This window comes from Bdellovibrio bacteriovorus (genome assembly GCF_001592735.1).
Taxonomy (GTDB): domain Bacteria; phylum Bdellovibrionota; class Bdellovibrionia; order Bdellovibrionales; family Bdellovibrionaceae; genus Bdellovibrio; species Bdellovibrio bacteriovorus_D.
On the sequence record NZ_LUKE01000008.1, the window covers coordinates 15,768 to 29,818 of the forward strand.

Sequence of the window (14,051 nt, forward strand, 5' to 3'; positions counted from 1 at the left end):
GCCGCTCAGGGCGAAATGATAATTTCTGATTTGTGGACTTATTGATACCTTTATGGTATCAATAATACATGGACTTACAAAAGCTTAAAGCCTTTATCGTCGTCGCCGAAGAACTTAATTTTCGCAAAAGTGCAGAAATCTTAGGGATGTCCCAACCTCCCCTGACCCGTCTTATTGCCGCCTTAGAAGAAGAGCTAGGCACCAGCCTTTTTGAACGCACCACCCGTCAGGTGACATTGACGGCTTCAGGAATTTATCTACTAAAGCAAGCCCGCGAGATCTTTCAATCCATGGAGCGCATCGAATCGGAAATCAAGCAGATCGGAAAAATCAAATCGGGGGACTTGCGAATCGGATTTTCCACGGCCGCTTTTTTGGCAAAGCTTCCCCGAATTATTGATGCCTTTCAGGAACGCTTTCCTAAAATTAAGTTTGAACTCGCCCAAGAGTCGGAAAAAGAAATTTTAAAAGGTCTGTATTCCGGAGACTTCGACGTCGCCTTTTTAGAGGGCACGGACCAACACGTGAGCCTTAAAAACGAACTCGTGAAAGATCATAAGTTGGGTGTTTTACTTCCTCGCAAACATGCCTTGGCAAAAAAGAAAGAACTGGATTTTAAAGAACTTAAAAATGAGACTTTCATTTTGCACCCCCGCGACGAAGCGCGAGTGATTTATGAAAGTTTCACGCAAGTTTTTGAACAAGCCGGATTTAAGCCCAAGGTTTACATGAAAAACCCCCGGGAAGTGTGCCCCATCTTAGTCGCCACCGGGCGAGGAATCTCTTTAAGTCTCGCTGGCACCCAGAATATCGCCCCCGATGACACCGTATTTGTGCCTGTTAAAAACTTCTTTTTACCCGTCTCGGTCTATTGGAGCCCAGATAACGATAAGGCCGCCTTGGCCAGTTTCCTCAGTTTTACTCTGGAATCCCAAGCCACCCGGTCTAAATCTTTAGAGTGCGTGACTGATGCTATTGTCAGAAGTTAGAAAGCTTTCTAAAATAGAACATATGCTAAAAATGCTTCGCTCTTCGGCTTTCATTTTTTCGATCTTTTTATTCGGCTGCAATGGCGGTGGAGATGGTGGTGGGACAACGACCAGCTTCCCCTATTCAAAACCCTCGCTTTATTTTAAGTCTACGCAAAAAATTGTGGTCGATGTCTACTACGAACCCGGCGCAGAACCTTTTACCGGATCTACTGCCGGCGGACTTAATTATTGGGATATTTTAGAAGACAATCTCAACGAGATATTTAAATACCGCAGTTCGGCTCCGGTCGTCGTCGTTCCGAAGGCATTGGGCTCAATGACGGCTCTTTCTAATAACGCCAAATCATCATGGCTAGGAACAGAGATCGTCGCCCTTCACAACCAAACGGCACACACGGATTCCACCGCGACTGAAGCGCATTTTTATTTGTATTTCTTAAATGGCTATTACAATTCCGGCTCAGGTGCAAGCACGTCGGTCATCGGCGTGAGCCTGACCGGCACCCCGATTATTGCGATATTTAAGGATGTCGTAGAAAGTACGGGGGCCAACCCCGCGGGCCCCGTTCCGAAGTATGTCGAACAAAGCACCTTGGTGCATGAAATGGGTCATGCGCTAGGTTTTGTGAACAATGGCGTGCCGATGGTCAGCAGTCATCAAGACACCGCCCACGGCGCACATACCACGAATACAAATTGTGTGATGTACTGGCAAAATGAAGGGGCTTCGGGCCTACAGAGCTTTGTCGCGCAATTTATTACCAACGGCACGACCGTGATGTGGGGCAGTCAGGTGTTGGCGGATGCGCAAGGTTACAGTCAGTAATTAGTTGGCCGCCACCAAGGGACGAAGACTCGTCACTTTTCTTTCAAGCTTATAAAAGCTCATTAAATGGGGCGCCACTTTTTTAAGATGCGGTGATGTCACATTCAAGGACAGCACGTAATCACTTTTGCGCAAAAGGTTTTGAAAATCAAATTCATGCAATCCACGCAACTTGCCGCCATTTTCACGACGCAACTTCATCACTTGAGCCATCGCCAAAACATGACGATTTACATCTTGAGCGTAACGAGATTCCATAGATTTTAGGTCTACCGATTTATACCAACGCTCCACATAGCTCATGGCCGAGGCCTCTAAAAGTCCACGCGCTTGCTCATCCAATCGCTCCGCACTTTGCTTGGCTTCCAGAATGTTTTTCTGAAAGACAAAACGCTTGTTAGCTGGATGCACAGGGGCGCCAACTTGTGGCTGTCTCATTTCGGGATTTTTAGGTCTAAACCCAAATAATGCGACAACAGAAACAACAATAACTAGGGCAGCAAAGTAAGCTTGGTATTTTCTCTTCATACTTCAGGGTTATTACAATCTGCGTGCCTGTTTTATTTTGAGACAAAAAATGTTGGACAATCCCTCCCTCCTCGATTGAAATCAGCCCAAGCAGAAAAGGACTTTTTGATGAAATATTCGATATTATTAGCACTTGTTCTTTTAACCACCTCTTGCTCGCATTCTGCGAATACAAACTCTTTAGGCTCGGCCCACGCACCCAATTCGTCATCGCCGGTGACCAACTATGTTTCCAATATTCCCACGCGGGGGATTGATTACAACGATGACCTCACCAAAATCGCTTTCGGTTCGTGCGCCAACCAAGATCAACCGCAACCACTGTGGAAAGATGTCTTAAGCACGCAACCCGATTTGTTTTTGTTTATGGGCGACAATGTCTATGCCTCTAGCCCCTCGCAACAACCTATTGCGGATCAATACCGCAAACTTGACTTGATCCCCGAATACCGCGCGATCCGCGAAAAAGTTCCGTTCTTAGCGACGTGGGATGATCACGATTATGGACAACGCGATGGCGGTGCGGATTGGGCGGGTCAAGCCTCGGCCCGCAAAGATTTTATGAATTACTGGCTCTATGCCAAGAACACGATTCCGTTAGAGCAAAAAGGCATCTATCACGCTAAAATCATCGGTCCTAAAAAGCGCACCGTGCAAATCATTATGCTCGACACGCGCTCTTACCGCAGTCCTTTAAAAGAACTTCCTTCGGTCAACGGCAAACCCGGTGGCTATGAAGCCAATCAAGACGGCACCCTCTTAGGTGAAGCCCAGTGGGAGTGGCTGGAAGCCCAACTAAAACGCCCCGCGGATTTGCGTCTGATTGTTAGCAGTATACAAGTGATTGCCGATGAGCCCCCTTTTGAAAAGTGGGCGAACTTTCCTAAGGAGCGCCAAAAACTTTTTGATTTGCTTAAGAAAACCCGCGCCCGCAATGCGGTGATTCTGAGTGGTGATCGACATAGTGCGAGCATCTCGAAAATCTCTTTAAAAGGCTTAGGCGATCTTTACGATATCACGGCCAGCTCCATCAATCGTCCGCATGATTTTCCAGATACCGATAGTCATTACATTGGTGCTGCGTATAATAAAGAAAACTTCGGCTTAGCCAATATCGATTGGAGTCGCAAACTTGTGAAATTTGAGATTTTCGGCACAGGCCTGGTGCCTGCCAATAAAATCGAATTTAAATTTCGATAAGCTCAATAGCATGGCCATCGGGATCAAGCACGATGGCCTTAAATCCGTCCGGCATATCTGTTGGATCAAGAATGCACATCGCCCCCGGTACAGCCTTAATTTTTTCAACCGTCTCGACAAGATTCGTTACCTTGAAACCCAATTGCAAACTAGGTACACGCGAGGCTTCTACGTTTTTATTCGCGTATAATGTAAACTCAACACCATTATGAAGGGCGCGCTGCATCTCACTTCCCTTATCGACTTTCGTAGACGTAAATTGGAAGCCGATAATTTGATAAAAAACCAGCATGTTCTGTAGCTGGGAAGTATTTAATGTGATAGAAGTGATCAGCAAACTCATTTGAGTCCATTATCCAAAGCGGGGTCCTATGAAACAAGAAAAAATTTTCCTGAAAGACTATAAATCTCCAGATTTTACGGTCGACAATGTGAACCTCGACTTCATTTTAAACGAAGACTTTTGTCGAGTGATCTCTCAAAGCCAGGTTCGTAAGACAACGCCGGGCGCCCCGCTGCTTTTGAATGGTGAAGGACCCAAATTAATCTCGATCAAAGTCGATGGAAAAGCCCTAGATTCTTCACAATATGAGCTGACTTCTGAAGAACTTATGGTGAAAGACGTCCCCGACCAATTCACTTTAGAAATTGAGACAGAGCTTCAACCCCAAAACAACACAGCGCTAGAGGGCCTTTATAAATCCAACGGCATCTTTTGTACTCAGTGTGAGGCGCAAAGCTTCCGCACCATCACCTACTTCTGGGACCGTCCGGATGTCATGACTTCTTACAGCGTCACTATTGAGGCCGACAAAACCAAGTACCCCGTACTCCTTTCTAACGGCGACCGCCTCAAAGTGGAAGACTTGGGGAACGGCCGTCACAAAGCCTACTGGAAAGATCCACATAAAAAACCGTGCTATCTTTTTGCCCTGGTAGCCGGAGATCTTGGCGTGATTCGCGACACCTTCACCACTCGCAGCGGTCGCAAAGTAAACTTAGAAGTTTATGCCGCCCACGGGAAACAAGATCGCTGTCACCACGCCATGGAGTCTTTAAAAAAATCCATGAAGTGGGATGAAGAGGCTTTTGGCTTAGAGTACGATCTGAATGACTACATGATTGTGGCGATTGATGACTTCAACGCTGGTGCGATGGAAAACAAGGGTCTTAACATCTTTAACTCTCGCTTGGTTTTAGCTGACACGGCTTCGGCGACGGACACGGACTTTTTCTCGATTGAATCGGTGGTCGCTCATGAGTATTTCCATAACTGGACGGGCAACCGCGTGACGTTGCGGGATTGGTTTCAGTTATCCCTCAAAGAAGGTCTGACTGTTTTCCGTGATCAAGAATTCTCTGGCGATATGACAGATCGTGGCACCCAACGTATTGATGACGTCGATGGCTTGCGTGCCGCTCAATTTGCGGAAGACGCCGGCACGAATGCTCATCCCGTTCGCCCTGACTCTTGTATGTCGGTGGATAATTTCTTTACTTCGACGATTTACGAAAAAGGCGCTGAAGTCATTCGCATGATGCAAACCATTGTGGGCCGAAAAGGCTTCCGCAAAGGAATGGATGAATACTTCCGCCGTCATGATGGCCAAGCAGTCACAACCGAAGATTTTGCCGCGGCCATCTCAGAACCCAACGGCAAAGACTTCACCCAGTTCCGCCGCTGGTACAGCCAAGCCGGAACCCCGACCGTGAAAGTTCAAGAGGCTTATGATGCCAGCAAAAAAGAGTACACGCTGACATTAGAGCAATCTTGCGCGCCAACCCCGGGCCAGCCCACCAAAGAACCTTTCCACATTCCTTTGATGGTGGCGTTACTCGATAAACAAGGTAAAGAGCTGCCTTTAAATGCCAAGGGTGTTCATACGAACTCTGACGGCAAATACATCATCGAGCTTAGGGAAGCACGCGAAGTTTATACTTTTACTGGTATGAATGAAAAACCCGTGCTTTCTATTTTGCGCGAGTTTTCTGCGCCGGTCACTTTACAGTGGGCCGCGGCCGCAGATGACTTGTACTTCTTAGTTGAAAAAGATCCCGATTCTTTCAACCGTCGAGAGATGGCGCAAAAATTAGCGTCGGATATTTACAGCGACTTGATTGCTAAAGCTCGTAAAAAAGAAGCTTTAACGGTAGAGCCGCGCTTCTTAAAAGCCTTAAATGCACTTTTACTTGATACTAAGGCGTCACCCGCTTTTAAAGCTAAAATGTTGCAGCTTCCAAGCTTGCACGTCTTGGCTCAAAAAGAAGCTGTCCTAGATGCCAATGCCTTTTATGCGGCTCGCAATGCCTTTAGAACGGCGATCGCCAAGGAATGCCGTCAAGCCTTGCTGGATACCTATCGTCAATACCATGGCGTTGAAACGAAGAACCATGACTCTAAAGTTGGCGCGCACCGTCGTTTAAAAAATATGGCTTTAGGATATTTGGCAGAAACTAAAGATCCCGAGATTTTAAAACTCGCTTCAGAACAATACTGGAAAGCCGAAAATTTAACGGATCGTATGGCTGCGATGGCGATCTTAGCGGAGCTGGATTCACCAGAAAGAACCAAGGCTTTAGATCACTTTTATCAAGAATGGAAAAATGATTCGGTGGTGCTAAACAAGTGGTTCACCGTGCAAGCGACATCCTTACGTCCTCATACCCTGGATGAGGTCAAAGCTTTGACCAAACACCCCGCGTTTAACATCACCAATCCTAACAATGTGTATTCTTTGTTAAGAGCTTTTGGTTCAAACTTGATTCGTTTTAACGATCCCCAAACCGATGCTTTCAAATTTTACGCTGATTGCATTATTGAGATCGATGCGAAAAATCCTCAGGTGGCTTCTCGTCTTTGTGCCGCTTTTAACTTTGTGCAAAAGTTAGAGCCCGCGATGAAGGACCGTGCCTTGAGTGAAATCAAACGCATCGTGGCCGTTGAGACGTTGTCAAAAAATTCGCGCGAGCTTTTACAGTCGGCTCTTTAAAAAAAGAGCCTAAGAACGGCAATGGTGCAGGAACTCTTCGCGAGTTTCCTGACGGCTTTTAAAATGCCCCCGCAAGTCGGCAGTGCCGGTGATGCTGGTTGTGTCCTCGATCCCGCGCATGACCACGCAATAGTGCTTGGCGTTGATATGAACAGCCACGTGCTCAGTTCCTAAAATGTACTGAAGGCTGTCCGCGATTTGTTTGGTTAAACGCTCTTGCACTTGAGGACGACGGCCGAAATACTGCACGATACGATTGATTTTAGATAAACCGATCACTTTTTCATTGGGGATGTAAGCCACCGTTGCAAAACCATCAATCGGTAAGAAATGATGCTCACAGAACGATAGACAGCTGATCTTTTGCACCACGATCATTTGATCGTATTTCATTTTATTGTCGATGACGGTCATTTTCGGAAATTTCTTAGGATCCAAACCGCTGAATACTTCGTTCACATACATTTTAGCCACGCGATGAGGCGTTTGGTTTAAAGAGTCATCCTCAAGATCTAACCCCAGGATTTCCATGATTTCAGTAAACTTGGTGGTGATTTGTTCGATTTTTTCCTCATTGGTCAGACCATTTTCAATGGTCGGAGTCGGTCGAACATTTTGAAGGATTTTTTTAACAGAAACCGGGATCTCTAAGGTCTCCACGGCGGTCTTTTTTGAAGTCGTTTTTTCTGCTTTTTGATTCTTCTTTTTTGCCATCTTCCCAGGTCCTCTTTAAGAGCCTTCTTATGCCCTAAATTCTTGAGTGCCGCATCATGTATTTTCGAAATAATTTGCTTCTTCCCGACCCTTCCTTAGAATTTAGGTGTGAAAAATAATCAATTCTCCATCCTACTCGCGTTGCTGGTCGGTTCGATCGGTCTCTTTTCATCTCCCGCAGCTCATGCTTATCCCGATTTCATCGGGTACGGCTACTCTTCCTGCGTGACTTGCCATTACAACAGCCTAGGTGGTGGGGCTTTAAATGATTACGGCCGGGCCCTGTTTGCCACCGAAATCACCGCGCGAGATGTATTTTCAGCCTCTAAAGACGAAGAAGAAATTGGCGCACAATCCGGTTTTCTAGGCAGCACGCAATTACCTTGGTGGATTCGTCCCGGCCTTAAGTATCGTGGCCTTTGGTTAAAAATGGATCCGGGCTCTCAAGCCACGACCGAGCGTTTTATCAACATGCAAAATGACGTCAATATTACGGCCTTTGCGGATAAAAAACAGAAATACGCCTTGGTTTCGACCATCTCGTACACGGGACAAGAACCTTATTTCGGCAAAACCAACACATGGTTTGCGCGTGAGTACTATGCGCGGATTAAAATGAGCAACAACTATTGGTTGTACATAGGTCAAATGGATAAGGCCTATGGGATTCGCAATATTGATCACACGGCCGTGAATCGTCGCGCGATCACCTTAGGTCAATACGATCAATCGTTGGGAGCTATCTTGCACGTGACCTATCCAGATTGGGATATCGCCTTTAACTATTTTACCGGCAACCAAGCCGAAGATGAACCCGTTCGCCAAAAAGGTTTTTCCGCCGTGGGTGAATACCAAGTTCATGAAGGCCTCAAAGTGGGTGGATCGGTCTTAAGTTCAAAAAATGATTCCACCGAGTGGAACTTAGTGGCGGGAACGATGCGCATTGGATTATCGAAAGGGTCTTCGATTATTGCCGAAGCCGGACTTAAACAGAAAAAAGACCTTTCAACCAACAGCGATCCCGAGTTAGGAAGTTATGCGTGGGTTGAAACACTGTTGAACTTGCGTCGCGGGTATAATTTCTTAACGATCTTTGAGCATTCTAAGAACACCATCAAAGAGCCCTCCCCTGAATCCATGCGCCTCAGTGCGGGATTTTTATTCTTTCCGTTGCCACGCATTGAATTTCGCGCCATGGCGACGAATGCTAAGACATACACTGAAACTGCCGGCGTTCCTGACGCGTGGGCATTGCAAGGACAGGTCCATGTCTCTTACTAAAGTACTTTCACTGATCTTCGTTTTTTTGTTCGCTCTGCCAAGCTGGGCTCAAGAAGGTTCCAGCAGTAGCGCGGCTGAAGAAATTCATCCCGAACTTAAAAAGAATTCTTCTAACTGGGGCTTAAGCATTTCTTCGCTTTCTTGGAACGACAAACTCAAGTTACGACAAGGCATTACTTCTGACACCGATTATGCGAACTACAACAGCTTCATTGTGACCGTGCAAAAAGAGTTTAACCTCAAACGCTGGGGTTATTCTGTCGGTTTATTTGGCGGCGTGGGCCAAGCCAATGGTGGTGGCAATAGCACGACCATCACCTACCTTAAAAGCAAAGTGAACTATTCGGTTTTTGGCGTCTCCCCGCGCGTATTTTACCGCATGAGCGAACGCATTGCCCTAGGCACCAGCGCCTTGGTGTTTTCGCGAATCATTGATTGGCCCGTGGAATCCGGAACGACGATCGATGCTGGTCGCAATATCAATGCGACGATCCTGGCAGATATCAATCTTCGAATTTTTAACAAATGGGATCTGTATCAAGGCGTAGGCCCTCTGGCCGAGGGCGCTACCATGTGGAAGCTGGGCGTGAACTACCGCTTCTAAAGACTTATTTAACCGGAACGCTGACTGCTAGTTTTACTTCGTCCTCAACGCCCACACCCATGTAGTTGATGTCTTGGATGCCGAAGTCTGGCAAAGAAAGTTTAAATTCTGCTTTCAAAGTTTTACCTTCAACTTTGTAAGTACCGGCGATGTCTTTTTCAATACCTTTGATTTTGATTTTACCCGTTCCCTTGCCGCCTTTACCTGTGGCTGACAACAAAACGGCTTCCGGGAATTTGTCTGTTTGCAGATGTTTTTGAGTGTGTTTGTCACGCAACTCGACACCTGTTTTTAGGGATTTCAAATTAACTATGATGTTTGAGGCGGAGACTTCATCACCTTTTACGGTCGCAAAACCTTTCACGTCAGATGTCTTTGCTTTAAAATCACCCATTGGATTTAAAACCACATCCACACTCACGCTTTGAGCGAAAGAAAACGAAGAGACACACAAGATCGCTAGGCCCATGACCATTGATTTCACAAATTCTCCTTAGAATATGAATTTTTGAGTAAGTTGACTTGGAATCATTCTAACTAGCTTTTCCCCTCCCGAACAATTCTCCATATGCGTCCCCGGCAAAGGTCCGGGGCCCGCTTTGCATTCGCTCTAAAAACTCGCGATACTTTACATATGAAAAAACTTATTATTTCCGTTTTAAGTGTGTGTCTTTTTTCAACTCCCGCTTTCGCCATTAAGATCTTGCAGGTCAAAAACAATAAAGTCCTTATGGACAGTGAAGGCGCTTCTTTGAACGTGGGCGATAAGATCATGGGGCGCGATGCCAACGGCAAAGCCCGCGCACTTATCGAAGTCACCCAAGTTAAAGGCGGCCGCGCTTTAGGGACCGTGCTTAAAGGAAAGGCCTCCAACGACCTGACACTGAACACTCACACCCCCTCTTCCAGCGGCAGCAGTGACAGCGGTGGTGGTCGTGCTACAGCCAATAAAAGCAGCGGCGGCATCATGCTTGGTTATTCGATGAATTCCATGACCGTAAAACCAAGTGGGAGCACATCTATTTCCCTCACCGGCTCTAGCTTTGCCCTTTCGGGTATGTATCAAATGACCGTGGACGGGGGTTTTGGCGCTCGCATCCTGGCTGGTTACGAAACTCTGGTGGCTAAAGGTGATTCTTCAACGGCGACTTGTGGAGGCTCTACAAGTTGCGAAGTGGACTTGAGTTATCTGGGTATTGAAGCCTTAGGTAAGTACGCTTTTGGTCCCGCTTCAGGCACTCAGTTCTGGGTGGGTGCGGGTTTAGGTTTCTTAATTGCGATGAGCAAAAGCAGTAACATCCTTGATACCAGCAAAATCTCCACCAACCAAACGATCGTGGCGGCCTTAGGAATGGACTGGCGTTTAAGTCCAACCACATTCATCCCGTTGCAATTTGATTACGCGATTTACCCAGACAACGCGACTTCTTCGGCGACACAAATGATCTTGCGCGCCGGTTACGGTTTTTCATTCTAAGAAATTATAAGCTATTAATCCAGTCAGCGACGGCCTGAACCTCGCTGGCTGAAATACTTCCGCCTTGAGGCATGTCTTTACCATTCCCAATCGTCGATCCGCCCGAGCCCTGCAATCGAAGATACAGCTTCGAGGACAAGGCATTCCCTGCGGTGATTTGTCCTAAGCTCACCATGCTCGCGGCCGTAAAGTTGCTTAAATTCGGCGAATAGGTCCCGCCGTGGCAGGTCATACATTTATTGCTGATGATCGTCTTCACCGCGGCAAGCTTTGCATCCTCGGCTGTTCCACCACCACTAGCTCCGCCAACAACCACAGGATCAAAGATCACATTTGGAATCGACAAATTGTCCGCGATATAGCGGGACATCACATTCAGCTCGGCGATGCCCAGTTTTCCGGCCGTTTCAGACGAAGAACTATCACCCACGTAAATCATGTACTCACCAAAAGTGCCCGAGCTATTTAAAATCTTGGTAGCACTTGTGAAAGCTTCCGGAGTTCCTGAAACAACCGCGGCCGTTTGCTGAACTTTTCCGTTAACTAGCAATGATACTTCACCGGCTTTCGCGCCAAAGCTTGCCGCGATCACCATGTTATCGCCGCTTGCAGGAAGAGCGGCTTCCACCGTTTCACTGTAGGTAGTACCGACAGAGTTCGAACGGACCGCTTGGATCTTTCCCGCAGAAATAGTGATCGAACCTTCTTGATCCCCCACTCCGGTGCGCACCGAATAGAGAGTTCCCGTCGAAGTGCGCGGAACTGCGAGGACCACAGACCACTGATCACCAACGGTCGAAAGATTCACGTAGTTGTTGTTTGAAGTTTTATACCAACGACGAAGCTCCGAAGACGTCGTGAGCTTGGGAATCAGCTCCGCATCTAGGGATTCACGCGACTCTAAGAGGGCCTGCTCATACATGATTTGATCTTGAAGAGAAAAATCACTGCAGTTTTGGAATGAAAGAATCATCAATGGTGCAATAACAAACGCCGTAATTCGGAACTTCCATGGCATAAAGAGCTTCCCCCCGTATTAGTCTATCGGAATTTGTGAGCATTTCTTCAAGCATATCAGGGCGCCCTTTTGCGTCACCACCCCCTACTTTTTTCCAGATTCAATCACTTAAAGGTCCTTAAAACCCTTAAAAGGGTGTCTCACTTTTGGACTCTGGATTGCACCGCTAGCAGCAGTCGAACCCGTGGAGATTGAATGAGCCTTCGTCGTCCTCTCTTATTGCTGCTAACACCCTTGATGCTGACTTCAAGCATCTGTGCGTTTGCGGCAGATAGAAATCCGCCGATCGCCAAAAAACATGTGCTCGGATCTGCCGTGCGAGTTCAAATCACCCCACGCGGCATGAAATATTTCGACAATCGTCTGTCGGATTTATTAGGAAATCTAGGCGTTAATTTGGACGAAGGCTATTTTCCCGCGATGAAATATGCCTTTGATAAACCCATCAAAGTCGAAGACTACGCCAATTCCAATCCTGAAATGGTCAAAATCTATTCGCAAGTGCGCGAACTTTTAACCAAATGGCTGGTAGGATTTTCTTTAAATGATCATAAGCCCATCATTGAAATCGGTGAATCCGGTTACATTGCGGAATTTTCAAGATTTGGCTTAGTCACTGATGAAAAGCTCATGTCCACTTTAGGCAAACGAGATGGCGCGATTTTAGCCATCGAACTTGAAGTCAAAAAGATGACTGTTTCCACCACCTCGGTGACGGCTTGGGATACGCAAAATGAGTTTTTAGGCAAAGTCGGTCTGGAAGATGTGACGGTCGTTGCCGGCGGTAAAGAGATCCCCTTAAAAATTCGCCTGCCTTTTTATTTACGCATGAACAATCAAGGCGGACTTGATTTTGAAGCTTTGGATTTACAACACAATCTTGCTGATATTCCGGTGGCTTTAAAGTACAAAAAACTGATCACCCCGCAAGTCACGGTCGAGATCAACGGTCGCAAGTTCCAAATGAACACGGCTGAAGTGGACACCTTACTTAACGACAAAACCCCCATGATTTTAGAAAAAGTGCGCGAGCACTTAGGGGACTTTGCCAGCAAGCAATTGCCTGAAATGCTCAATGAAAAAGCCAAAGAATTTATTGGTGGCAAATTAGAACAAGTTCAAGACATGATTCCTCCGGGACAAGAAAAAAATGACCGTCGCCCGAATTTCAAATGGGGCTTGATGTTGCAAAACTTGAATCTTAAAAATTCATTAAACATTGATTTAACGGCCTATGTGGAAGATTCGCAAAATCCAAATAGCGAACCCTTAGCCTCCCGCAAATCCCGTGGCGCACCGTCGTTGAATTTGCTTTCTCAAGATAAGTTCGACATCGCCTTAAGTGTGGATCGCGCGTTGATCAATCGCGTTTTACAGTTAAGTTTTGAACGTAAGAACTTTGAACAGATTCGCCAGTCTGATGGTTCTGTATTAAAACTCATGGGCTCGCCGGCTATTGATTACGTCAAAATTCCCACAGGGGTGGCTTTAAAAAACAATGAAACGTTCGTGAAACTGCGGGTGACTGTTGAAAACGAACCTAAATCGATGTTCTTAAAAAAGACCATCATTGTGAGCTTTGATATTTTAACTAAAGTCCGTCAGCTCAAAGACAAAAGCGGTATGCAATTGGTTCTTCACTCCATTGACACCGAAAGCCTGAGCATGGATGACAAGTACCTTTCTTGGAGCGGGTCTTTGTTTAAAGGAAAAGTCATCAAGGGCATCAAAGATCAGCTAAAAGAAAAAAGTGATAAGTGGCAAAAGAAGGAAGAGACCATCCCGGGATCACTTCCACTGCCACCAGAAATTCTTGGCATTAAATTAGATATCAATCGCGTCGTCATGGATCCAAACGGACACCTTGTGATGTATTTAGATTACGCGAAAACAGGAGCAAAATAATGAAATCCCTTAAACTTCTCATCATCAACGCGCTGACGCTGATTATCGGATTAGGTCTGATGAGTGGTTCTGTTTCTCAACGAAACGCGGAAGCGGCTCGTTTTGAAGCCATCCCTTCCATTCAGGTCAATCGCTTAGGAAACTTGCGGGGCCAGTACCTCACCGTACTTTACGCCGTGGGTTCCCGACCGTTTATTTCTACCGATGCCTCGCAGATAACGATCTCGCAAGTGAAGGAATCAAGAACGGTTTATATCTCCGCTGATTCGATGAGTTTACCTAAAGTGCAAGTTGAAAAAGAAGGCTTTCGTCCTTCTTACAATATCGTGATCTTCGTCGTATCCCCTCAGCCAAACTATAGCTGGGTGAATGCGGATGGCAGTGCCCCACAAGGAATGACTTTGACGAATAATCACCAGATCAGTTTGATGAATTCCATCAATAAAACAGACGTGGATGATTTTATTTCGGCTCAAGGCGAAGAAGCGATCTTAAATGTCAATTTAGTTAAGTAGC

General features: G+C 46.4%; 14 protein-coding genes. 9 read left to right on the forward strand and 5 right to left on the reverse strand.

The annotated features are described in order from the left end of the window. Positions 1-68: 68 nt before the first annotated feature. Together AZI86_RS18765 and AZI86_RS18770 are read left to right on the forward strand one after the other, a co-directional pair. A complete protein-coding gene (locus AZI86_RS18765; protein WP_061836846.1) occupies positions 69-989 on the forward strand; it encodes a LysR family transcriptional regulator in 921 nt (306 codons plus the stop codon). A gap of 22 nt (positions 990-1,011) precedes the next feature. Further along, positions 1,012-1,818: a hypothetical protein gene (locus tag AZI86_RS18770; RefSeq protein ID WP_061836847.1), complete on the forward strand. Its 807-nt coding sequence runs from the start codon at positions 1,012-1,014 to the stop codon at positions 1,816-1,818. On the opposite strand, the gene AZI86_RS18775 is transcribed toward AZI86_RS18770, so the two are convergent. Next, on the reverse strand, positions 1,819-2,346 hold the full coding sequence (locus tag AZI86_RS18775; protein WP_061836849.1) for a hypothetical protein: 528 nt from the start codon (positions 2,344-2,346) through the stop codon (positions 1,819-1,821). Between the two features lie 108 nt (positions 2,347-2,454). On the opposite strand from AZI86_RS18775, the gene AZI86_RS18780 reads away from it, so the two are divergent. Then, positions 2,455-3,546, forward strand: coding sequence for an alkaline phosphatase D family protein (locus tag AZI86_RS18780; RefSeq protein ID WP_061836851.1), 1,092 nt, complete (start codon positions 2,455-2,457; stop codon positions 3,544-3,546). Here AZI86_RS18780 and AZI86_RS18785 read toward each other — a convergent pair. Next, on the reverse strand, positions 3,533-3,889 hold the full coding sequence (locus AZI86_RS18785) for a VOC family protein (RefSeq protein WP_061836853.1): 357 nt from the start codon (positions 3,887-3,889) through the stop codon (positions 3,533-3,535). The genes AZI86_RS18780 and AZI86_RS18785 overlap by 14 nt on opposite strands. A 28-nt stretch (positions 3,890-3,917) precedes the next feature. Here AZI86_RS18785 and pepN point away from each other — a divergent pair, with 28 nt between their 5' ends. Continuing rightward, on the forward strand, positions 3,918-6,536 hold the full coding sequence (gene pepN / locus AZI86_RS18790) for an aminopeptidase N (protein WP_061836855.1): 2,619 nt from the start codon (positions 3,918-3,920) through the stop codon (positions 6,534-6,536). Positions 6,537-6,545: 9 nt separating this feature from the next. Here the strand turns inward: pepN and folE are convergent, their stop codons facing one another. Beyond that, positions 6,546-7,250: a GTP cyclohydrolase I FolE gene (folE, locus tag AZI86_RS18795; RefSeq protein ID WP_081112001.1), complete on the reverse strand. Its 705-nt coding sequence runs from the start codon at positions 7,248-7,250 to the stop codon at positions 6,546-6,548. Between the two features lie 108 nt (positions 7,251-7,358). On the opposite strand from folE, the gene AZI86_RS18800 reads away from it, so the two are divergent. Both AZI86_RS18800 and AZI86_RS18805 read left to right on the forward strand, forming a co-directional pair. Continuing rightward, complete coding sequence (locus AZI86_RS18800; protein WP_253716029.1) at positions 7,359-8,531, forward strand: hypothetical protein; 1,173 nt, start codon at positions 7,359-7,361, stop codon at positions 8,529-8,531. Further along, positions 8,518-9,135 carry a hypothetical protein gene (locus tag AZI86_RS18805; RefSeq protein WP_061836856.1) on the forward strand — a complete coding sequence of 206 codons (618 nt, stop codon included), beginning with the start codon at positions 8,518-8,520 and terminating at the stop codon, positions 9,133-9,135. The genes AZI86_RS18800 and AZI86_RS18805 overlap by 14 nt, the downstream gene beginning before the upstream one ends. A 4-nt stretch (positions 9,136-9,139) precedes the next feature. On the opposite strand, the gene AZI86_RS18810 is transcribed toward AZI86_RS18805, so the two are convergent. Further along, the gene (locus tag AZI86_RS18810; RefSeq protein WP_061836890.1) at positions 9,140-9,610 is read right to left on the reverse strand and encodes a YceI family protein; all 471 of its coding nucleotides are present in this window, start codon (positions 9,608-9,610) and stop codon (positions 9,140-9,142) included. A 159-nt stretch (positions 9,611-9,769) separates the two neighbouring features. Here AZI86_RS18810 and AZI86_RS18815 point away from each other — a divergent pair, with 159 nt between their 5' ends. Further along, the gene (locus AZI86_RS18815; protein ID WP_081112002.1) at positions 9,770-10,612 is read left to right on the forward strand and encodes an outer membrane beta-barrel protein; all 843 of its coding nucleotides are present in this window, start codon (positions 9,770-9,772) and stop codon (positions 10,610-10,612) included. A gap of 4 nt (positions 10,613-10,616) precedes the next feature. On the opposite strand, the gene AZI86_RS18820 is transcribed toward AZI86_RS18815, so the two are convergent. Then, positions 10,617-11,630 (reverse strand): cytochrome c, encoded by a 1,014-nt coding sequence (locus AZI86_RS18820; protein ID WP_061836858.1) that lies wholly within the window; start codon positions 11,628-11,630, stop codon positions 10,617-10,619. 195 nt (positions 11,631-11,825) lie between these two features. Here AZI86_RS18820 and AZI86_RS18825 point away from each other — a divergent pair, with 195 nt between their 5' ends. Then, positions 11,826-13,535 (forward strand): DUF2785 domain-containing protein, encoded by a 1,710-nt coding sequence (locus AZI86_RS18825; protein WP_061836860.1) that lies wholly within the window; start codon positions 11,826-11,828, stop codon positions 13,533-13,535. Continuing rightward, the gene (locus AZI86_RS18830; RefSeq protein WP_061836862.1) at positions 13,535-14,050 is read left to right on the forward strand and encodes a hypothetical protein; all 516 of its coding nucleotides are present in this window, start codon (positions 13,535-13,537) and stop codon (positions 14,048-14,050) included. The genes AZI86_RS18825 and AZI86_RS18830 overlap by 1 nt, the downstream gene beginning before the upstream one ends. Position 14,051: the final 1 nt, after the last annotated feature.